Below are 22,194 nucleotides of genomic sequence, written 5' to 3'. Positions count from 1 at the left end.
CTCTTTATTGAAGAATACCGTAACCTGAAATGCTTGGATCATTGATAAAATAGGTCCTTCTAGCTACTTTATCAGCAGTATTACCTTCGACGGTCTGGATGATATTACCATCTGTAAACTCTACGATCCCAACGTGATCTTTTCCAGTACCACCTCCATTCCAATCAAAGAAAATCAAATCACCTGGTTGTGGATGATAGTTCTCTGAAGCTTTCTTATAGTTCCCTTTTTCAGTTAACCAGTTGATCATTTGTAAACAGTTAGCAGACTTGATTATTTTTTCTTGGTTGAGATACCCTACTTGATCTGCTACCCAACTCACAAAGATCGCACACCACTCTACTCTTCCTTCAAATCCATACCATCGCCAGTACTTCTCTCCTTGGATCGTGCCAATCTCATTGATTGCAGCCTCAAGGAAATCTGAGTTTTCGAGCCATAGATAGTTAGTTACTATAGGAACATAGAACATATTTCCGTAAGCATATCGCCATGAAAATCCATATGCTAACGCTACTGGATGGGTATAAGTAACAGTCTGTCTGTTGCTTTTTTCCCTTGCATATAACTCTGCCTGAAAGAAGCTATATTGGTTATTGGTAGTTGCTAACCAGTTTAAAAAGTCTTCTCCGTAGTTATAGGCTTGAAGAGCCGCACGATCATCAAGATGTAAGTCTCTCGCTTTGCTTAATAATTGGGCAAAATAGTGGGTGCCTCGATCAATTGATAGTTCTGGATCATCAATCGTATTAGGAGACAAACCTTGTGACTCACTAGCCTGCATAATATCAGGGAATCTTTCTGCATCACCACCGGATTCTACTTGGATGATTGCCAAAATCATGTTGACATACTCTGGAATCCCATACTTTTCACAAGCTTCTCGAACAAGATGTTCCCATTGTAAAATCATTTGTCCAGGATTTTTAAGACTTCCTGAGATCGTTCTTGAAGAATGATGTGTAAATCCTTCTATCTCAGAAGGATATTGAAATTCCAGATCAAAAATATAAGCAGATGGATAAATATGTCTGTTTGGCCAGAATGTTCGACGTTCAATGACTTCAACCTTTAAATTCCCTGTGGTTTCTCCTACGATTGTATCGGCATCTATCCACTCACCATTTCTCACTCGGACATTTTTTAATGGAGACAACACAACTCTTTTGCTCAAAGAAGTATTGATAGTGACATAATCGTTGCCAGCAGCATGTACTCTTCCTGATCCAGAATTATCGATGCCATAGACAGGCGTGCCAGGCTCAGCCAACAGCTCGATATGATCATGTCTATTTCTGTCATTTGATCCTCGATAGCCATATTTTTGAACAACGATGGCGTCTTGGTTCATGCCAAAAGGACTTTGCAAAAATACTTTATTCTCAAATCGGTCCAATTCTTGGATCGGTCCAAACTTATCTAGTTCTTCCTCTGTCAGCGTATCTGAATTTTCATCAATAAACTGACTGATTGTTTTGATCTCAATATTGATCAACGCCACTTTTATCGTACGATGCGTTGGACGATCTTCTTCATTACGAGGGGTAGCGGGTTGGTCCCCATTTAGAGTGTCATTCGTTTGATTTTCTTCGGAATCATTCGGTTCTGCTTCTGAGTCCTCATCTTCTTCCGAATCATCCGCTTCTTCTTCTGAATCATCCGGTTCTTCTTCTGAGTCCTCATCTTCTTCTGAATCATCCGGTTCTTCTTCTAAGTCCTCATCTTCTTCCGAATCATCCGCTTCTTCTTCTGAGTCCTCATCTTCTTCTGAATCATCCGCTTCTTCTAAGTCCTCATCTTCTTCCGAATCATCCGCTTCTTCTTCTGGATCCTCATCATCTTCTGAATCATCTGCTTCTTCTTCCGAGTCCTCATCTTCTTCTGAATCATCCGCTTCTTCTTCTGAGTCCTCGTCGTCTTCCGAACCATCAGCTTCTTCTGATTCATCATCGTCTTCAGAGTCTTCCGATCCATCCTCTTCTGGATCAGTCTCATCAGGATAAATAATTGGTACTTCTCTTGTTTCGATTTTCGTTGTGTAACTAAAGGTATACCCATGGATTCCTTCTACTTCTCCACGAACTCTTGTTGCACCAAAGATATTGCTACTCGCTGAGATACGTTTACTGATGTTATAATCTTCATATTTTGCATTCAGGTAATAGAGGTACGTATCTGCATCAGAGCTATAGATAAAATTGTTATCTGGTCTTGCAACACCATTTACAACAAAATATACTTCTTCAATTTCAGAATTTTCTGAAAAATCTTCAAAAACTTGTTGCACTTCTTTGTTCTTTCTGGCATCCAAAAGTGTGACATGCTCATACGCCTCTGCTAATGCCATATCTTCCGTTTTTATAGTAAATATACTAGCGATAAAATTAAAGATGGCGATAATCACGACGATCACGACGATGACGACCGCCAAGATCATCATTACTTTGACGGACAACAACATGAGGATCAGTTTGAGAATAATAAATAAGACTAAAAGAACTCCAAGAATATTCAATTCGCCATCTTTGTTCCTGCCAACTGTGTCTATGGCCGTTTGTGCCAGATTTTTTTTCAGTTTGGGTTTGAATTTTTTTTTCGATGGCATTTTTGTTTGCTTTTTTAATCGTTTAACTTTGTTGGAGTTACTTAACACTTGATGTTTACGTTCAAGTTTGTCTTTGATGCCGAATAGTTTCTCTTCAAGCTTCTTTGCTCTGGTCTGCTTATTCGTAGTAAGTGTATTCTTTATGCCAGATAGATTGAGAACATTTTTACCTAGTTTTTCTTGTTTCTTATGATAGAATTTTTTTGATCCTAATTTTTGTTTATTGATTTTTTCAGTAGAGAGCTGACTTCGCTGATTCGTCCCACTATGATTGGGTGAAGTTTGTCTTTTTTTTATTCCTAAAAGCGCATGATTGATTTCTTTAGGAGAGCGATGTTTATTCTTTATGAAATAGGCCTTTTCTCTTGTGGTACTATGTTGTTTGTTACTATTGATTTTGTTTAACTTTTTTTTATTTGTTATAAGATGACGCTTTTTAAAATGACTAGCATATGGTTTTTTGCTTGTTGCGCCTTTACTTAATGGCTCTTTTCTTGACTGGCTATTCACCATATGTTGTTTGAAATCAACGATATTTCTATTTTTCGGCTGTAAGCTATCTCTTTTTTTTCTCGCTAATTTTTGTTGACGTTTTTTGAATCGGAGTCGTTTTTTCAGTGCTTTCTTTTTTTGCTCTTTCGTACTGACACGTTTCAATTTGATCGATAACAGATCTTGCTGCTTGTTGTTTTCTTGTTTATTCCCCTCGTATGTTTCATTCATAATCTTGCTTTGTTTTTACCTCTTCACCAGGTTTAGTTGTCATGATTTGATAGAGTTTCGTCTCTTTAGGCAGTCGGTCTTCAAATGGAATGATCGTGTCCCCAAACACCATCAAACCAGTACCTTCACTCCCATTTAAAACATACTTTTCCTGCTCTTCCGATATATCGAATAAACGAGTCAACTCTGAGCGATCAGATTTTGCTTGATTGAACATGACAACGAAATCGCTATTAGAAAGCATTCTTCTGGCTAGATCCGACAATAATAGCGTCTCGACATTTTGGGTGATCCCTGTCGGTATAGCCCCCCATTTCCTTGCTCTACTCCACAATTCAAAGAAATAATTTTCTGAATATTCATTTGTAAAGAGCAACTGTAATTCATCTATATATAACCATGTACGGATTCCTGATTCTCGATTTAATGTGATTCGATTCCAAATTTGATCTAAAACGACCAACATTCCAAATGGTTTGAGTTGTTTCCCTAAATCTTTGATGTCGAAAATGACTAAACGTTTATTTAAATCCACGTTTGTCTGTTTGGAAAATAGCGCTAGGCTACCTTCTGTATAAAGCTCCAATTCAATCGCCAGTTGCTTTGCCTCTTCTTCTGGCTGTGCATTTAGCGCCATATAAAAATCTTTTAATGTCGGCAACTGTGTCTGTTCTTGGTAAATTTTCCGGCATACTCGGTCGATGATCGTCTTTTGTTGGGAAGATAACCCTAAAATACCACCCGTGATCAGCTCACAAAGTGAAATCAAAAACTGGGTTTTTAAAGCGATCGGGTCTGCATCATCGCCATAGTTACTATTGATATCCATCGGATTGATGCAGGTGTTTGAATTACCAGCCAATCGAACCATTTGACCATCAAATTCCGAGCAAATATGCTGATATTCTGATTCAGGATCAATGACGATCACTTCGTCTTTGGCGTTTCTCAGTAAAACATTGACGATTTCCCGTTTGACAGAGAAACTCTTACCTGATCCTGGTGTGCCCAAGACAAACCCATTGGGCGCCATTAGTTTTTTCCGATCAAGAATCGTCAGATTTTTTGTCACAGAATTGATCCCATAATAATTGCCATTCTCATGAAGCATTTCAGAAATCGAAAATGGCATCAACGCCGAAACCGCAGAAGTTGCCAATAAGCGATTTAAAGGAACATGATTCTTTCCTATTGGTAATATTGTATTTAAAGCAAATTTTTGTAAATACGCTAGTTCAATGATCGTGCAACCAAATCTTCGCCCTACCGACTTGATTTTACTCGCGATTTTATTTAAGTTATCCTGATTCTCTGCGGAGAAATTGATCAACACAGTTACTTCAAATAGTTTCTGGCTTTTACTTTGTAATGAATCTAAAAGCTCTTTTGCTTCATCCAGGGAATAAGTCAGGTCATAGGGTAGCATGTCATAATCGTACCCACTATTTAAGGCTTTTCGCTGTTCATCCACTTTTTGCTGATCCATGTAAGCCATTTTAGTCTTTACTAAGTCGAAACTGCTTGCCATCGGTATCGGCCTGCAACTAACCGTAAGAGTGATTTCTTCATCGATCTCCATAAGACCTGTTAAGCATTCATCAGATAGTTCGGCAGGGTAACCATTCAAATAGAGGGTCTGATTTAGTTTGTCATCGATCTTGATCAGGCGCTTATCTAATTTGAGATCGACTTGTTTCGGTAGTAATGTATGATTCTCATTATTTATGATTTGACCGATCAATTCTTTCCGTTCTTCCCCTTTTAAAATATGGATGGTCGAACCAATTTTTCGAGCGAATAGATCCAATTGATCGGCAATCAAGAATAACTCTCTTTCCGCAAATTCCTGATTCTCATGTTTTTGAGTAAACGTAATAAAAATTTTCTTTTCAAACGCATTCTTCTTTTCGTTGATTTTCGCTGTTAGATAGTCATTCATTTCTTGGCGGTACTTATCATCATATTGTTCATTTTTTTCTTTAAACAGCACATGAGTCAATTCTTCGACTGTTTTTTTCTTTTTTACTAACGTGACTTTGTAATCAATGGAAGCTTCCAAAGAATTTAGGAACTCACAATATTTAATGAATATCTGCATACGTTGTTCTTCGGAACAAAGTTGATAACTGATATCGTCAATATGGATCGTTATTGAGTATTCATTCTCAGTAATTAAACAAATACCGTTATCATAGAATTCTTCATAAAGTAAAAAAGATTTTTTTTCTTCTTGCATATTTTTTTTATTCTTGTTTTGCCTGAAGTTCACCTTCATGAAATTGGGACGTATCAGATTCTTCATAAACAACTACTCCTTGATCAAAATGGTAAATAAAATAGTATTTCAAATAGCGTTCAAAAGGCAGTCCCTCTTTTTTTAGCCACCCAAAAGCGACGATTGGCATTGAAACGAGAATCATCAGCCAACTGATCACGTCCATGGAGTAACCAAAAAAGCGCACAAACACAAAACTGATCACGATGTTAGTCAACACCGCCACAGACAGAAAGCCTAATTGTCGTACGCTCATACCTGCTACGATCCGTTCTTTATATTCACGTACATCTTTATGGACTTTGACTTCAATTGCCATTGCTTTTATTCCTTTCTATGAGGCGGATACAATCATTTTCGCCCATCCTTTTGTCTTATTTATTGCAAACATCAAAGCAATCATGTAAATCGTCAAACCAAAAATCAGCGACCACATGCCACTCCTATGACTATTTAAGAAATTCACAAAAATCAAAGGATAAATGGTCAATACTAATGCGATCATTACAGCATGTAAGGAGGAAGCTGCAAAATTCTTGAAAAATCCTTTTGCCATCGATGAAAACTCTTGATGGGGTAATGCCGCCATCGAAATAGGAGCAATCGCACTGAATATATATAATTCAAAAAATCTTATATAAACGATGACATTGATAAAGACCCCTACTACTAAAGAAACTAAAAATAGAACAACAAAAATCATTAATACGACCATTACTTCCCACCACGAAAGATTGCTTACTGCTGAATTGACTACATTGCGATAAGAACTTAAAAAATCATCTCTATTTAGGGCCATTATTTGCCCTGCTAACATTGCCCCTAATGCGACAATGGCATCGAGAATCACTTGGATTCTTAAGATGACAATATAACAAATAATAAATTTTACAAATGCTTTCATGATCATTTCAAATCCCAAAGTTGGAGCACCACCTGCATTCTCTACTTTTAAAGAAATTTTTTGAAATTCAAATAAGATGAATATCGCTAGTATTGAAAATGCAACTGGAGCTATGATCGTTTGTTGGATGATTCCTGCTACTCGATAGGCATCTGCCATGTAATCTTGCAAACCACGGCTTAAGGTTTCTGCAATATTGTCCCCATTCAAATATTCCATCATTCGATCAAATAGCATCATTATCGCTGAGCGCACTGATTAACCTTCTTTCTATAAAAAATTTTCTACCTACTTAAAAGTGAGCCGACATCAAATGCGGTCACGAACCAAACTGCGGCAACTAAAATCAATGCACCGCCGACGACTTGCCAGATCCCTTGTTGTAGTTGCGGACCATTTTTATCTTTTAACGCACCAGCTAAGATCACGGTTCCCCAAATGATCCATAATCCTCCGCCAACCATCGTAAATCTTGAAATCAAATTAAATACATCCTGTAATAATTGTTGATTATTGTTCATTTCTATCCATTCTCCTCTTCGTTTTTCGGTGATTGATTTCGTTCGTACCAATTCTCTGGAGTCACATCTCCGAGTTTTTTATAATTTTTATGTTTGGTAATATCATATTTTTCTGATATAAACGGAACTATTCCACGAATCTTCAAAATCGCTTTTGTTCCACTTAGGTTCGCCACTTCATCTACATCCAATAAATTTCGACCCATTTTTTGATAGTTCTCACTGTAGTTCCCATTACTACCTTTGGTGATACTGATGTTCTTGTGCTGGATTGTTTTCTTCCCTAGTAATTTGGAGATATACTCATGCGTACTTAACTCCATTCCACCTAAATACAGAAAAACGTCACTGGTCCCGATGATTGTTTCCCAAGTATCTTTATATAAATTTTTAAGCTGACTAATATTTTGTAAGATCACATTGACCGATATCTCGCGACTTCGAATCACTGAAATCACTTTTTCAAAGTCTGGAATCTGTCCAATATTGGCAAATTCATCTAAGATACATCGCACATGATGTGGTAGACGACCTTTGTAGACATTGTCTGCTTTGTACACTAAACTATCGAATAATTGTTGGTACAACATACTTGCTAAGAAATTGAAACTCGTATCTGTATCTGATAATAAAATATAGATGATCGTTTTTTTGTCACCCACAGTGTCAAGTGCTAAAGTATCTTTACTCACGATTTTTTTGATGTTCGGAATATCAAAAGGCGATAATCGCACTCCTAAGCTGACTAAAATACTTTTTGCGGTACGATCCCCCGCTAGTTTGAAAATTTTGTATTGCGCGACTGCAAAGTTGGCAGGATCTTTTTCTTCAAGTTCATTGAAAATCACATCCAGTGGGGAAACATAATCAGGCACATCCTCTGGACAGTTTGCTAAGCGGACCATTTCAACGACGTTTGTCAATGTTTGATCTTCCTCATCAACTTCTTGTAAAAGATAACTAAACGTAGCCATCAATAAGGCCGTTTCAGCTTTTTCCCAAAAATCATCGCCACCCTTTTTTTCAGGATCTGAAGTATTCTTGATCAAGTTGTTGACGACTTTTAAAATATCATCTTCAGTCCGGATGTAAGTAAAAGGATTATAATAATCTGTATTTTCCCGCGTGATCAAGTCAAAAACCTTGATTTCATAACCTGCTTCTTTAAACATCGTTGCTGTTTCACTTAACAAGAGTCCTTTAGAATCACTGACGACATAAGAGGAATGCAGTTGCATCAAATTAGGTTTCACATAGAATCTTGTTTTACCTGACCCGGCTCCTCCTACTACGATCACATTCTTATTCCGATTAAAGTTATTAGATTTAGTGATCTTCATACGACCAGACATAGACAGCGATTCACTTTTTGTGAGAATGATATTGTTGTCTTTTTTTTTATCCATCATCGGCTTGATGTCTTTTTTGTTGCCCCATCTGGCACTTCCATATTCAAACTCTGTATGTTTCGGCATACCTGAGTGATACAAGATACCAAGAGCAAGCCCCCCCACGATTGTCAATGTACCAATGATACTTGCTAAACTATAACTAAAGTCAAACTCAAAGCGACTGACTTCTAGTCCAAATTGATCGATTGTGCGAACCAAGACTTGTGCGATATCTTCTGTCTGTTGTCGGAAATTCTCGTAAATCAGGATGGTCCGATTTGCCGTATACGCGAATACAAGAAATAAAAATAGTAAAAGTAATTTATAATACCAAGTCTTTGAGTTTTTCAACTTGCCCTCCTAAACGACATAAGTGATCTTTGTTATTATCTAAAATCCGTAACGAGCAAGTCTGAAACGATGTCCATCGTTCGGTCAATATCTGCTTTTTCTGGTAGATAAAACATTTTGGTTTTATCACCAACTTGATACGGAAATGGTAGTATATTTGTCACTAATATATCTACGTCAAGTGGATTTTCAATGGTTTCCAATTGTTCCTGGTACATGATGCTTGCTCTGGTGTGTAGATATCTTTCAATAATTTCATTTAAAGCAAAATCCGTTAAAAATCCTCGTTTCAATGCAACAACAACTGTACTTAAAACTTCACATGCCTTGTTCGTATATAAGAAAAGTAATAAGTCAGAAGTAAATGATGAAGCACACCTTTTTTGCAGGAAATTCTTTTGGATCGCTTTATTTCTTTTGATGACTGTATTCATTTCTTTATATAGTCGCCGGTTGATTGAATCAATCAGTATCGCCGATTCTTCATCGTTATATGAAAAATCAATTTCAAGTTCCTGTTTGATTTTCTCTTGAAATAAAAAGCAATTGACAATTGAATACAGTTGCTCATTATCAACTTGGATCCGATTCCCCAGAACACTCTTGAGATCTAAAACCAAATGTTTGACTGTCTCAGAAAAACCAAAGTATTCTGCAAATCCTTTATTGTGTTTTTCAATCTCTGTGTAATAACATTCATGTAAATGGATCATACAAGCTATAAAACAACATTCTTCAAAAATGACTTCTTTAGAGTAGGTCTTGAAACAATCTAATTGAATAAATTCAACGAATAATTGATTCGTTAAGGGATTGTTTCTAAACCAATCTAACAATCGCGACTGGATATATAATTTGTCTTTTCCAAACCGGATAAAAGTTAAAGCAAGTATTTTCTTTGTGATTGATTGGGAAACATCCGAACATAACGCCAAAACGATTTTGGTTATTTCTTCCATTTCATTTTTATAGGGGCAATAATCTTCGATTTCTAGATATGCTGATTTAATGTAAAGATCAATAAACAGTTTTCTGATTCTGATTTCTTTCCCTATAAATTCAACCGGTGAAAGTTTTAAATTCAAACCATATTGATGGCAGATTTTCTTTAGCTTTCGCATTTTTTGGATCACTGTTTTCTCACAGTAGTGTAATTCCCAGCTCCAATCGATCACCTGCTTCAGTTCACCTGTAAGGATACTTGTTGTCACTTTTACTAAGTCTTCATTCATGTAATAAGATTTTTTTTTCTCGAATAACTTAAAATGGTTCAATACAAACATGCTGACCCCTTTATAGGAAGTCAATATTTCAATTGTGTCGGAAAATTCATCTTGAATCGTTTTTAAATCATTGGTAATCGTTCTTCTAGTTACTTTGAGACTTTTTGCAAGATATTGAACGGTCACATTTTTTCTTCTCTCTAAAGTATTCAAGATAAATACGACACGTTTTTTGTAATCATTCGATATTAATCGTTCAAGAATCTCTTCCACTTACCTTCCCCCTTTCACATAACAACTTCACTATAAACAATATGTTTTTTTATTTCGAGGTATTGTATTTCCCGACTTAGAGAAAAAAATTTCTTTAGAAGACGAAGTTTTTTTAAAGTTTTTTTATAGATCTTAGATTTGAGAGATAACAAGAAAAAAGAGGCTATACAAATTGTATAGCCTCTCTAAGGCGTAATTAATAACGATATACCACTGTTTTTATTTATCTACAATAAATGGCCCTCTGATGTTTTTAAGCTTTCTACAAAAAAGTTATTCTATTAGAATCCTAAAATAATCCAAAAGGCTAAAAGACTTTTAAAAGTTATTTAATTCTAAATAAACTAGCTGCACTATCTGGCGCCCAAGATGGATCACCATAATTAAAATGAGTCACTAATGTTGTATACAGTTTCCCCTCATGGAAGATGATTTCATCTTTTGTGTACAACACAGGATTAGTTAAACTTCCTAATTCAAATTGACGATGTTCACTTGGTGGCGCAATTTCATTTGTTTTTGTTGAAATCACTAAACGGTTGCTGTCCTCTGATCGAATAGAATCATTACTCACTGCTCTGATTGTATACGTATACTGAGTCCCAGCATTCAATCCAGTATCTAGATAAGTTGTATTTGCAGTTTGACCAACTAATTGGCCATCTCTATAGATTTCATATGTTTTGATTCCTGCAGAGTGGCTAGAAGGATTCCACATCAATGAGATTGAGTTCACTGTTTCTCCCATTGAATGTAAGTTACCTGGTCTTGTTGGCACTTCTACTTCGTTATCTGCTAACGTTGTTACCTGAAGCGCATCACTTTTTTCAGATACTTGTCCGGTAAACGATACTGCTTCGATTTCGTACTTGTACGTGGTATTTGCTGTTAATTGATTATCTTGATAGTTGTTCGCAGAAGTTGTAGTAATCAGTTGACCATCACGATACACATTGTATTTTTCAGCAGCAGCTTGTGCATCCCAAGAAAGTGAGACTGACTGTTTTGTCGTATTCACTGCTCTGACATTTGTTGGTTTATTTGGTACGACTGGTATTGCTCCATTACTCTTGATATTCGCATCAATCACATTGTAAAAGGCATTCGCAGTATCACTAATATCCCAAATTGCTAAAATAACGTGATACCCCATTCGGTCTTCTGGAATATTGACTGTGTGCGTTGCGCTAATATTCGCAGAAGATTGTCCGCCACCATCGATTTCCGATAATAGTTCTAGATCTTCTCTCGCAAGTGGTTTGTTTTGATCCCAACCATTTTTCGTGATGTAGTAATGATATTTCGCAGTCCGGTGATTTGCCGTAAAATGCCAAGTGAAATTATTAGGACCAGTACTGATATCTTGCTTTGTCCATAAAGTTGCTGTTTGTTGATCTAACTGAAAACCTAATGCGCCATTTGCAGAAGCAATTCGTCCATCCGCTGGTCCTGCTGCTGGGAAGCCTTTCAATGCTTCTAAAGATTGTGGCTCATTGATCACTGCCCCATACTTCTGAAATGCTGCAGTCCAGTTGGTGCGGGCATCTAATGACCCTTGGTATCCTCGACTAATTGGCTCCCTTACATACCCATGTGCAGAAACATCTTTTGTCGCACCAAAAATTATTCCTCCTAGACTTAAAACCAATACCACACTACCCAATAATCTTTTTTTCATATCATACCTTCCTTCCAATATTTTTTTGTTACATTATTTTTATAACATAATAACTTATTTAAAAATAGCGACCTTATATTGTTCAATCAATCACAATGAAGTGTGTTAAATACAAATAAATACTTATATATAGGTATTTATACATTGTGAAAAACAAAACTATTATTCAGTTATTGTTCATTTAAACCAAGAGATGATAAACAGATTTGGCAAATAACTTCGATTCATCGTATCTGATTATGTTATTTAGTCAATCGGTGATCAAAATTTGTACGTATTTACGATGACTTTATTAAAATACGATCCCAACCTCGTCCATGAATCCTTATCTGAGATATGCTTAAAATAAAATAAATCTTTATCTTCGTATCCATGGGTATCCGAAATAACGATATCAGCATGATGATACGATTCTACGATTTTTATTCGTTTATTATTGTAGTAATGTGTAATAACATTTTCGACTATATTTTTAGATTCTGGAAGGTTAAAAAATTCCACATAAACTTTATGTTCAGATTTAAGACTGTTGGAAGCTAAGCTTCCTAAGATGACTTGCACAAAACTATTTTTGATGTGATTGTAAGAAGACTCATTTTGGTAAGATTTTAAGTTTTTATCGATGCAACGCTCTATATAGGACCCATAACGATTTGTTGGTAGTGCATCATGGTATATAGGCATAAATTTATATAATTCCAAATGATGGATAGTGACTAATTTGTTTGTCAAATAATAGAGTAATTGATAAAAAATCGTTTCTGGTATATGAAAGTAATCAATCATGCACATAAGTAATTTTTTACATTTGGTGACGATCGAATTCTTCTTTAGCTCCCCTAGCTTTCTCCCCAGTTCTTCTTTTTCTTCTTTCTTATTTAAATCTTGTGCAAAATAGTTGGATAGAAAGGCGAAATGGATACATTCATTTCGTGAATTTGTTCCATCTATCATCTTTTTGACAGTCAGCTTTTCTAAACACGCATCCATCTCCTCCTTATAGACTGTTTCTCCTAGCTCTACGAGTTCTGAGGGTAGATCATGGATTTGGTACCCGTTTTTCAATGATATCAAACAGACCGCTAATAAATAGTTGATACGCTTTTTCCCAAGCGGAGATAAATTTTCGTAATGATCAAAGTTGATTGACAACCGGAAATCGATCACTTCTTCTTGAGTAATCGTTTTGAACAGCCAATAGTTTCCTTTTGAAATGACAGCAATCCCCAGATAATGCAACATACGTATAGTAGATTCACTACCTGTTAATTCAATCAATGTTTCATTGATCTTCATCAATCGAATATCGATTTTTAATAATTGAAACAATTCTTTCAACTTTCCTAAAAGTTTGTATACATGTGACTCACTATAGATTAGATATTTTGCAATATCTGAAACACTGAATTTCCTTTTTTCCAACACATATAACAATGTCTGATATAAATTTGATTCTGCAAAATATCTTTCTTGGAAAATATTGATCAATTCGAGATATTCCGTATCGGTTAGTTGTGGCATACAGCGCAATTCATCTTTATCTAGAATCAAAGAGGTGTGCGTTTTTTTTGAGAATCCGATTTCTTCATATTCTCTCATCAAATTTTGAAGTATCTTTCTTGCTTGTCTTTTTGTTAGATCCATTTCATCTTCCAGCTTTTTTATTGAGACTGCTCCATGTTTCATTTCTTTTAATACCTTCATTTGTAAAAATTGTGTTTTTGTAATGAATAATAATATTAATTTATCTGGCAGCATATTTATTTTCTCCTCAATCTATAGTTGAAATGTAAAATTCAAATAGTATAACATCACCTCAATCTTTCCTTGTCATTTTTAAATAGAAAAAATATTCTTACTATTCAGAAAACAAAAGATACTTGTTGATTTATAGTAATTATTTGACATGAGAACGGTGTAAACCTTCGTTCACTTTTAAGTGATAACCTAAAATAACTATTATAAAAAAACAAGTACAATTTAATATTAGAATATTTCTTCATAAAATTCCAATAATTATATTCTTGAATTTATTTTATTCCAATAAATTTAAGAGAAATTTATTGATTTATTTGCATGCGATACCTAGCAAAAAACTGAAGAACCCACGAGTTGCCTCGTTTGATCCTCCAGTTGCTTGACAAATATTGCTTAAAATCATTTCAGTTAGTGCCTATAATTTATTTCGATGATTCGTTTGACTATCCTACATTATGTATCAATCTTACATGGTGGAAGTGTTAAAAGATCAAGCAGGATAGTCAGTCATTTTGTTGATTTAACCATACATCTTTTCTTATCCGAATGGCACACTTGAGTGATGTAACTGAATTTTTAAGTCGCCATCCTCATCCATGATATAACCAAATGTGTATTCAACTTTGACTTCTTCGTTGGTTTCCCCAGAAGTAAAATAATAGACACCTGAAGAAATCGCTGTATCACCGTTCAAGATCGTATCATGATTATCAAAGCGGATATCTGTCCAAGGCTCTAAGGCAAATCCACCATCTTCTGCGATGTCCCCACCAACAAAATAAGATAGTGCTTCATCTTTTGTTCCACGAAATGGTACTTCCGCAGCTTTCGTTGGTTTGAAGAGCACTTGACCGTCATCGTAAGCATATAGATTTTCCAGTGTCTCAAGCGCTTTTTCTTCGGCTTTTTCGTCACTTTCCAAGCTAGCTTCACCAATCGCAATAATATTCTCTGCCCATTCTTGTTGTGCTTCTTCTACATCCGAAAGGGTAATGACCGGTGTTTCCTTCTGTGACTCATTTGTTGTACTAGTTGTATCTTCTCCTTGGGCAGATGTAGCGCATCCAGCCATTGTTAAAACTAAAGTTGATAAAAGTAATGTTTTTTTAATCATATAATTCCTCCTCTATAATTAAATTTTAACAGAAAACTCTTTTATTTAAAACTAAAAATATAACATACTTAAAATAAAATAAATAAATTAAACGTGTTATAATTACTTAATTTAAACATATACATATTAAAAAAAATCATAATAAAATAACTGATTTATTTTTATTTTCATAAGGCTACTTATTATTTTTTTAGTCAAGAATATTAATCTCTATGTATCCAAGAATAATTTCTTGTAATGTTATAAACAATTGACAAGCTTTTTTCTTACACACCTTCTTTCTCAAAAAGCTGCTTACCCTTATTTTATTGCAAAAAAAAAGAGTGGATTTCTCCACTCTATAAAAGCCTAACTTTTTGAGGTCACTACACATCGCGATTGGTTTCAACGCTTTTTGCTTATTTTATATTTTTATTGGCAGGGTTTTTCATACGCATTTTCCCATCTTGGCACATATCCAGTAAAGGACATACTTCACAACGTGGGCTTCTAGCAGTACAATGATACCGCCCAAAGAAAATCAATGTATGATGCGTTTTTACCCATAGATCTTCTGGTACCTTTTTCATCAATGTTTGTTCAACCTCTTGTACTGAAGCATCCAATTTGCAGATCCTCAATCGTTTTGTCACACGTTCTACGTGAGTATCGACTGCTATAGCTGGTACTCCAAACGCATCTCCAAGCACGACATTCGCTGTTTTTCTACCTACACCAGGTAGTGAAACAAGCTCTTCTCTTGTTTGAGGAACCTGTCCTCCAAACTGATCAAGCAGCTGTTGCGCACATGCTTTGATGTTTTTGGCTTTATTTCGATACAATCCAATTGTTTTTATCTTAGGAATGATCTCTTCTAGTGGAGCTTTGGCTAACGCCTCAGGAGTTGGAAAAGCTTCAAATAGAGCAGGTGTTGCCTTGTTGACCGAAACATCTGTCGCTTGTGCGCTTAAAATGACTGCAATCAATAATTCATAAGGATTTTTATGTTGTAATTCTCCATGCGCTTCTGGAAACATCTCATACATTTTCTCAAAAGCTTCCATTGTACGTTGTTTACCTAACATATTACTCCCATTCTTCCAGCCAATTCTTTAATGATACTTTTGGCAGCTCTTCTTGTTGGGCTGGCTGATCGATTTCTTTTTGAAGCAGTTGCTGCTTTCTGCGTTTTTGATCTTCTTCTACTTGCTGTTTGGTTTTTAAATTTTTCCGTTCCCAAGATAATAAGATACGGTCGATATAATTGAAACTATACGCTTGGTTCAATACAGCCTCCCGTAAAGCTAGTTTCAAAATCTCAGGATGATAATGATCCTCTTCCAACCACTGTCCGATCCGTTGGAATTCAATAGAGGATAAGGGACGTCCAAACTCTTGTTCAAATAATTGATAGACTGAACGTGTCGTTTTTTCTTGGACTTCTTCTTCTTGCTTTAGAGAGTCTTTTTCTAATAATCTTTCTAAATGCACATACGTTGGTGTCAAATCATAGCGATCCGCTTTACGTCCATCAATAAGTGTCGTTTCGATCGCTATGAAATGACCACTGACCAATCGATTCAAAATTTGAAAAACTTTTTCTTGCTTGACACCCATATTCTGGGAAATATTCATCAGATCCGGGAATGAATCACCTTCTGATTGTGCCATATGCAACTGTAATATAAATAAAAATTCATCTGCTTGTAGGCCGATACGATGATAATTTTTAAGCAAAAGATTGGAAACGATCGTTTGACCAGCTTTTAAATAGTTTTCTAAATTCAACATTATTATCCCTCTCTTTAAAATTAGTATACGTAAAAACAAGATTTGAAGCAAGAAAGGATTATTTGAATTTTTTTAAAATGTTTTAGTGATTTTTATATTGCTTTTCACTTTTCGGAATATATGTACATCAGAAGAAAATGCTGCTTGTACTAGGATATGCTCTCCTCTATAAAAAGGTCTCATATCTTTACAAGCAGCTTAGAGAATGACGCGTACGATCGATAGAACGTTTATTATTGTACCTCGTCATCCGTTCGTAGCTCGTATGGTTGTCCTTCATACGTATACTCTGTATTCAATGTTCCATCATTTTCATCGGTATAGATCCGTCGACTAAATGGGAATTGATGATCCTCACCATCTTTTGTTTCATCACCAGATAAAACGAATTCTTCTGCTTGGGTTTCGTTTAATTGATTGATCACTTCTTCTGCTAAAGAATCAATATCGATCGTTTCACTGCCTGTCACCTTTTTGTAATCTTCAATAAAATTATCCTGCTGTACAAAATATTCTTTTTCCATAATGATCCTCCTCTAGTCCAACTCACTACATCTGCTTTGTTGGAAATTAATTACATCTATTATTTTGACAAAAAAAACAAAGGAAAACAACTAATTGCAACTGGTGAAGTCTGCAACAAACCATTCCTGTCTCGTGAGAAATAAAACAAAAAGTGTCAATAAAAAATTTTGACCTTTAAATAGCCGGTTGAGTTCCAAAAAAAAGAACCGTCTGGAAACAATATTGCTTCCAGATGGTTCTTCTATGACACTTTGACAAATTATTGAGCTGTCTCGATTTCTCCTAGAGCTGCTTGTGCAAGAAGATTCAAGTAGTTCCAAGGACGGTCAAAATGAGGTTGGAAGAAGAAGTCAGAAAGAGCTAAGTCTTCAACAGTCATTTTATTTTGAACCGCTAATGACATCGTATTAGCAGATTGAGTGATGTCGTATTTAGACATGAATTGTGCACCTACGATACGATTTGTTCCTTTTTCATATACTAGTTCCATCATGACTTTTTCAGTCGTTGGCATGAATTCTGGACGATAGTTATCTTCGAATAGTGTTGCTTGGACATCCAAGTTATTCATTGGGGCACTTTCTGTTGTCACACCTGTTGAACCGATTGTCCAACCGAATAAGTACAAACCAGAAGTTCCTTGTGTTCCACGGTAAGCCATTTTTTGCTCTGTTAAATTGTTTCCTACTAACAATCCTTGACGGACCGCATTTGTTGCTAAAGGAATGTAGTTTTGCGTACCACTTGGGTTATAATTGACAACTGCTGAATCGCCCGCTGCAAAAATATCTGGATTGCTTGTTTGCATGTACTCATTTACTTTGATTGCGCCATTTGGCAATGTTTCTACTTTACCTTCTACTAATTTTGTATTTGGTCTGAAACCAACACACAAAATAACCATATCCGCATCAAATGTTTGGCTAGCTGTAGTTACTTGTTTTACTTTACCATTCTCATCTGGAATGAACTCAGAAACGTTTTCACCTAAAGCTAAAGTAACTCCACGATCAACCAATTCTTTTTCTAACACATCCGTAAATGGTTTATCAAGATATTTGTTCAAGATACGATCTAAACCATCGATCAATGTCACTTCTTTGCCAGACTCGACAAACGCTTCAACTAATTCGATCCCAATATAACCACCACCAACGATCACTACTTTCTTCGCTTCTTCTGCTTTAGCAATGATTTCGTTTGCTTGGTTATAGTTTTTACATAAAAGAATATTTTCAGATTCGATCCCTTTGATTGGCGGGATGATTGGCCATGAACCAGTAGTCATTACTAATTTGTCATAAGAAACTGTTTCAGTTTCGCCAGTTTTTAAATCTTTCGCTGTGACTTGTTTGTTTTCTGTGTCAACATCAGTGACATCATGTTCCATTTTCACTTTCGCACCTAACGAAGCTAACTCTTCAGGGTTTGAATAGAACAAGCCTGCTGGGTCTTTCACGACGCCTCCAACATACAATGCGATCCCACAAGATAAAAATGAAACATTGTCGTTACGTTCATAAACTGTAACATCTGCTTCTGGGTTGTTTTTTAAGATGCTTTTTACTGCTGCTGTTCCTGCATGGGTACAGCCGATTACTACTACTTTCATGTGTGTCCCTCCGATAAACGATTTGTCCTTTGACAATTTTTACTATAGCAAAATTAAAACGTATCCAACAGTTTTATGCTTGTGAATTCACAAGGTCTTACTTATCATATTTTGCGCATTTTCGATTTGAAACACTGATAAATAAACGTTCTTTTTGTGAATTTTTAAACTAACACCTCTACGCTTGTGAATGAATACGAAATCGCATAAAAAATTGCATAAATATTTTCACCTTTCTTAAAATTGTTAGTGTGTTTTCCTCTTAGTTTCACAGGAGTAGGTATTCCATGTTTTTCTACACGTCACAAATGAAAGACAAAAAAACATCAACAAAGTCATTTGACCTTATCGATGTTTCAGATGTTCGCACGATTTATTTTTTGCAATTCGGACATAGCCCATATAATTCTAAACGATGATCATGGATTTCAAAATCAGTTAAGCGCCCCGCCGCCATTTCAATATCTTCTAGCCCAGGATAATGAAAATCGACGATCGTCTCGCAATTTTGGCAAATCACATGATAATGTCTTTGTGAACTAAAATCAAATCGGCTTGATGCATCACCATATTTCATTTCTTGAACAAACCCGATTGATGTGAACAATCGTAAATTATTGTAAACTGTAGCAACACTCATATTAGGAAAGCGATGCTCAAGCGCCTTGTAGATTTCATCTGCCGTTGGATGTGAACGATGCTCAATCAGATACTCTAAAACTGCGTATCTTTGCGGCGTAATCCGAATATTTTCTTTTTTCAGCTGCTCGATCGCCGCTTCTACTTTTTTATTTTCCATATAAACAAAACCCCACCTTATTGTTCTTTTATTATCATACTATTTTTATTTTTTTAAATCTACATATTATGGAAAGAAAAAGAAAAGAATTTTATAATTTTGCCTATTTTATACAAAAAAAGTGTAAAATAACGGATGTTTCACCATTATTTCACACTTTTTATTCAGATTTTCACGTAGACTTACATATCCTGATACAAAGGAGTAGACAAATAACGTTCTCCATTATCAGGAATAATCGCAAGAACTTTTTTTCCAGCCCCTAGTTCTTTAGCTACATTAAGCGCAGCTTCAACTGCGGCTCCTCCTGAAACACCAACTAAGATTCCTTCTTCTTGCCCCATACGGCGAGCTGTGATCATTGCTTGCTCACTAGATACTGATAAGACTTGATCATAGACATTCGTATCTAACGTATCCGGGACAAAACCTGTTCCGATACCTTGGATTTTGTGTGGCCCAGGTTCTTTGCCTTCTAAAACGGCAGATTCGGCTGGTTCAACTCCAACGATCTTAAGCGCTGGATTGATCCGTTTTAATTCGTGTCCCGCACCGGTGATTGTTCCACCAGTACCGATTCCTGCGACAAACGCATCCAACCCGTTCACACCAAACGCCGCTTGGATTTCTGGCCCAGTCGTTTTTTCATGAACTAGTGGATTAGCAGGGTTTTCAAATTGCAGAGGTAAGAAATAGCCATTTTCTTCCGCTAGACGTTTTGCTTCTTTGATTGAACCACTGATGCCTTCTGTCCCTGGAGTCAAAATTAGTTCTGCTCCGTAACCCTTCATCAATAAGCGACGCTCGATACTCATCGTTTCAGGCATGACAAGTTTCACATGATATCCTTTTGCTACACCGACCATCGCTAAACCAATACCAGTGTTTCCTGAAGTAGGTTCAATGATTGTATCACCCGGTTTCAATAGCCCATCATGTTCTGCTTTTTCAATCATATTCAAGGCAATACGGTCTTTCACGCTTCCACCTGGATTGAAGAATTCCAACTTAACAAAAACATCCGCAGCTCCTTCTGGAACCATTTTATTTAATCGAACGATAGGTGTTTTACCGATCAATTCTGTGATCGATTGATAAATCTGTGTCATGTTTTTTCCCCCTTCATTTGCTTCTCTATTAATCATAATACAAAAAAGGTACTTCTGCGAGTGATTCTTACTGGAGAAGTAAAAAAAAGAGACACATCTTTTGATATGCCTCTTTTTTTAAGTTGATATAAAGTTAGACATTGATTTCTTGTCCAACCAATAATGAATAATTTGACATCGTCATGCCATTTTTTGCCATCAGATCATCGACGGACATACCGAATTTTTGAGCAATATCCCAAAGTGTATCGCCAGAGACGACAGTATAAGTTTGGTTACTACTTGTCGCAGTCGTTGTAGAGGTTGTCGTACTAGTCGTTGTGGTACTTGTCGTACTAGTTGTTGTTGAACCAGTTGATGGTGTATCAAAGCGAGTCAGATTATATGTGCTGATCAATTCATTTAATTTGTATGCGTAATTAGGATCTGTTGCATAACGTCCAGTTAAATAAGCTGTTGCATCATAGTAGCTGGTAGTATTACTTTTCCATACACCTGAATAATGATAATCGCCTGTCGAAAAACTAGTAGAACGTAAAACATTCGCATGATCTTGGAATGACTCCCAATAAGATGAATAGCGACGGAAAGGTTCGTTCATCGTTACCCATTGACCATTCAAATATTCTTGCGTATTCATATATACCACAGATTGACCTGCGCTACCTTTGACTCCAAATAAGTTGTAATATGGTGCACTTGATAATCCAGATGTACCATACGCACTTTCAAGTAATGCTTGTGCAATCATGACAGACGCATATAAATCATTGCTTGCTGCAACTTCAGAAGCAGCCCATCCGATTTGATTGATAAATGCTTGCGGATCGGCAGAAGATGCGACATCTAACTCATCCGCACGTACAGTTTGTGGTGTTGCTGTAACCAACATTGGCCCAACTAATAGGCTTGTCCCCACTAAAGGTGCAATGGCTTTTTTATTGATGGTCATTTTCCTTTTGGGCCTATGGTGTCGAGCGCTACGGGTTCTCAGCTCTTGCATTCAAATTCCTCCTCAAATGAAACAGTAAATAAAACTTCCTCTTAAACGAAACTTAATCATTTAAATTATACGTTTTATTTTATTGAAACTCAAACGAATCTTCAATTATTTACTTTTTGTAATCTTCACGTAATCAAAAAGTAACACAAAAGTAACGACAATTATCCTTTTTTACTAATTTGTACCTAAAAAAATAGAAAATTGGAGGCTTGGAAAAAATCTCCAAGCACTCCAATCGAACTGCTTTCAGTATTTGTCTATAATTGATTGAAGACGTTGACTACATTATCTACTGTAAAACCAAATTCTTCAAGTATTTTGTTTCCAGGAGCAGATGCGCCAAAGTGATCAATTGTGATCGTTTGACCTTCGATACCCACATAACGTTCCCAACCGAATGGTGAAGCTGCTTCAATCGCAACACGCTTCGTCACTGCTTTTGGCAAGACGCTTTCTTGATATTCCGCGGATTGTTGTTCAAATAAATCAAAACTTGGCATAGAAACCACTGAGACATCTTTTCCTTGTTCCGCCAATACTTTTTGCGCTTTAACAGCTAG

Annotated in this window: 18 protein-coding genes; all 18 read right to left on the bottom strand. The window is 36.0% G+C overall.

Annotated elements, in window-relative coordinates:
• Nucleotides 1–4: 4 nt before the first annotated feature.
• Complete coding sequence (locus tag I2F89_RS00090) at nt 5–3,328, bottom strand: lysozyme family protein (RefSeq protein WP_195513187.1); 3,324 nt, start codon at nt 3,326–3,328, stop codon at nt 5–7.
• A complete protein-coding gene (locus tag I2F89_RS00085; RefSeq protein ID WP_195513186.1) occupies nt 3,321–5,630 on the bottom strand; it encodes a VirB4-like conjugal transfer ATPase, CD1110 family in 2,310 nt (769 codons plus the stop codon). Before I2F89_RS00085 ends, I2F89_RS00090 begins: the two co-directional genes overlap by 8 nt.
• The gene (locus I2F89_RS00080) at nt 5,572–5,922 is read right to left on the bottom strand and encodes a PrgI family protein (protein ID WP_071867946.1); all 351 of its coding nucleotides are present in this window, start codon (nt 5,920–5,922) and stop codon (nt 5,572–5,574) included. Before I2F89_RS00080 ends, I2F89_RS00085 begins: the two co-directional genes overlap by 59 nt.
• Nucleotides 5,923–5,937: 15 nt before the next feature.
• Nucleotides 5,938–6,762: a hypothetical protein gene (locus tag I2F89_RS00075; RefSeq protein ID WP_071867947.1), complete on the bottom strand. Its 825-nt coding sequence runs from the start codon at nt 6,760–6,762 to the stop codon at nt 5,938–5,940.
• Between the two features lie 29 nt (nt 6,763–6,791).
• A complete protein-coding gene (locus tag I2F89_RS00070) occupies nt 6,792–7,028 on the bottom strand; it encodes a hypothetical protein (protein WP_010735554.1) in 237 nt (78 codons plus the stop codon).
• Between the two features lie 2 nt (nt 7,029–7,030).
• A complete protein-coding gene (locus I2F89_RS00065) occupies nt 7,031–8,770 on the bottom strand; it encodes a VirD4-like conjugal transfer protein, CD1115 family (RefSeq protein WP_416379317.1) in 1,740 nt (579 codons plus the stop codon).
• A 35-nt stretch (nt 8,771–8,805) separates the two neighbouring features.
• Nucleotides 8,806–10,266, bottom strand: a complete 1,461-nt coding sequence (locus I2F89_RS00060; RefSeq protein ID WP_081367473.1) for an HTH domain-containing protein — start codon at nt 10,264–10,266, stop codon at nt 8,806–8,808.
• Between the two features lie 325 nt (nt 10,267–10,591).
• Nucleotides 10,592–11,944 (bottom strand): lytic polysaccharide monooxygenase, encoded by a 1,353-nt coding sequence (locus tag I2F89_RS00055; protein ID WP_074801870.1) that lies wholly within the window; start codon nt 11,942–11,944, stop codon nt 10,592–10,594.
• A 261-nt stretch (nt 11,945–12,205) separates the two neighbouring features.
• The gene (locus tag I2F89_RS00050; RefSeq protein WP_115357576.1) at nt 12,206–13,702 is read right to left on the bottom strand and encodes a helix-turn-helix domain-containing protein; all 1,497 of its coding nucleotides are present in this window, start codon (nt 13,700–13,702) and stop codon (nt 12,206–12,208) included.
• A gap of 538 nt (nt 13,703–14,240) precedes the next feature.
• Complete coding sequence (locus tag I2F89_RS00045; RefSeq protein WP_071867951.1) at nt 14,241–14,816, bottom strand: hypothetical protein; 576 nt, start codon at nt 14,814–14,816, stop codon at nt 14,241–14,243.
• Nucleotides 14,817–15,214: 398 nt separating this feature from the next.
• Nucleotides 15,215–15,880, bottom strand: coding sequence for an endonuclease III (gene nth, locus I2F89_RS00040; RefSeq protein ID WP_074801876.1), 666 nt, complete (start codon nt 15,878–15,880; stop codon nt 15,215–15,217).
• A 1-nt stretch (nt 15,881) separates the two neighbouring features.
• Nucleotides 15,882–16,586, bottom strand: coding sequence for a DnaD domain-containing protein (locus tag I2F89_RS00035; RefSeq protein WP_010735563.1), 705 nt, complete (start codon nt 16,584–16,586; stop codon nt 15,882–15,884).
• 233 nt (nt 16,587–16,819) lie between these two features.
• The gene (locus I2F89_RS00030) at nt 16,820–17,110 is read right to left on the bottom strand and encodes a DUF5960 family protein (protein WP_071867953.1); all 291 of its coding nucleotides are present in this window, start codon (nt 17,108–17,110) and stop codon (nt 16,820–16,822) included.
• Nucleotides 17,111–17,370: 260 nt separating this feature from the next.
• A complete protein-coding gene (locus I2F89_RS00025) occupies nt 17,371–18,723 on the bottom strand; it encodes an NADH oxidase (protein ID WP_010735565.1) in 1,353 nt (450 codons plus the stop codon).
• Nucleotides 18,724–19,096: 373 nt separating this feature from the next.
• Nucleotides 19,097–19,522: a Fur family transcriptional regulator gene (locus tag I2F89_RS00020; protein ID WP_019724202.1), complete on the bottom strand. Its 426-nt coding sequence runs from the start codon at nt 19,520–19,522 to the stop codon at nt 19,097–19,099.
• Nucleotides 19,523–19,704: 182 nt separating this feature from the next.
• Nucleotides 19,705–20,631 carry a cysteine synthase A gene (cysK, locus tag I2F89_RS00015; RefSeq protein WP_071867954.1) on the bottom strand — a complete coding sequence of 309 codons (927 nt, stop codon included), beginning with the start codon at nt 20,629–20,631 and terminating at the stop codon, nt 19,705–19,707.
• Nucleotides 20,632–20,764: 133 nt separating this feature from the next.
• The gene (locus tag I2F89_RS00010) at nt 20,765–21,634 is read right to left on the bottom strand and encodes a glucosaminidase domain-containing protein (RefSeq protein ID WP_074801879.1); all 870 of its coding nucleotides are present in this window, start codon (nt 21,632–21,634) and stop codon (nt 20,765–20,767) included.
• Between the two features lie 257 nt (nt 21,635–21,891).
• Nucleotides 21,892–22,194 (bottom strand): transketolase-like TK C-terminal-containing protein (locus I2F89_RS00005; protein WP_324250201.1); only part of this gene is annotated, 303 nt, incomplete at its 5' end.

Source organism: Enterococcus sp. 1001283B150225_161107_E12 (assembly GCF_015556925.1).
In the GTDB taxonomy this organism is placed as follows: domain Bacteria; phylum Bacillota; class Bacilli; order Lactobacillales; family Enterococcaceae; genus Enterococcus_B; species Enterococcus_B mundtii.
The sequence above is the reverse complement of the archived record's forward strand: the minus strand, read 5'-3'. Positions and strand labels throughout refer to the sequence as shown.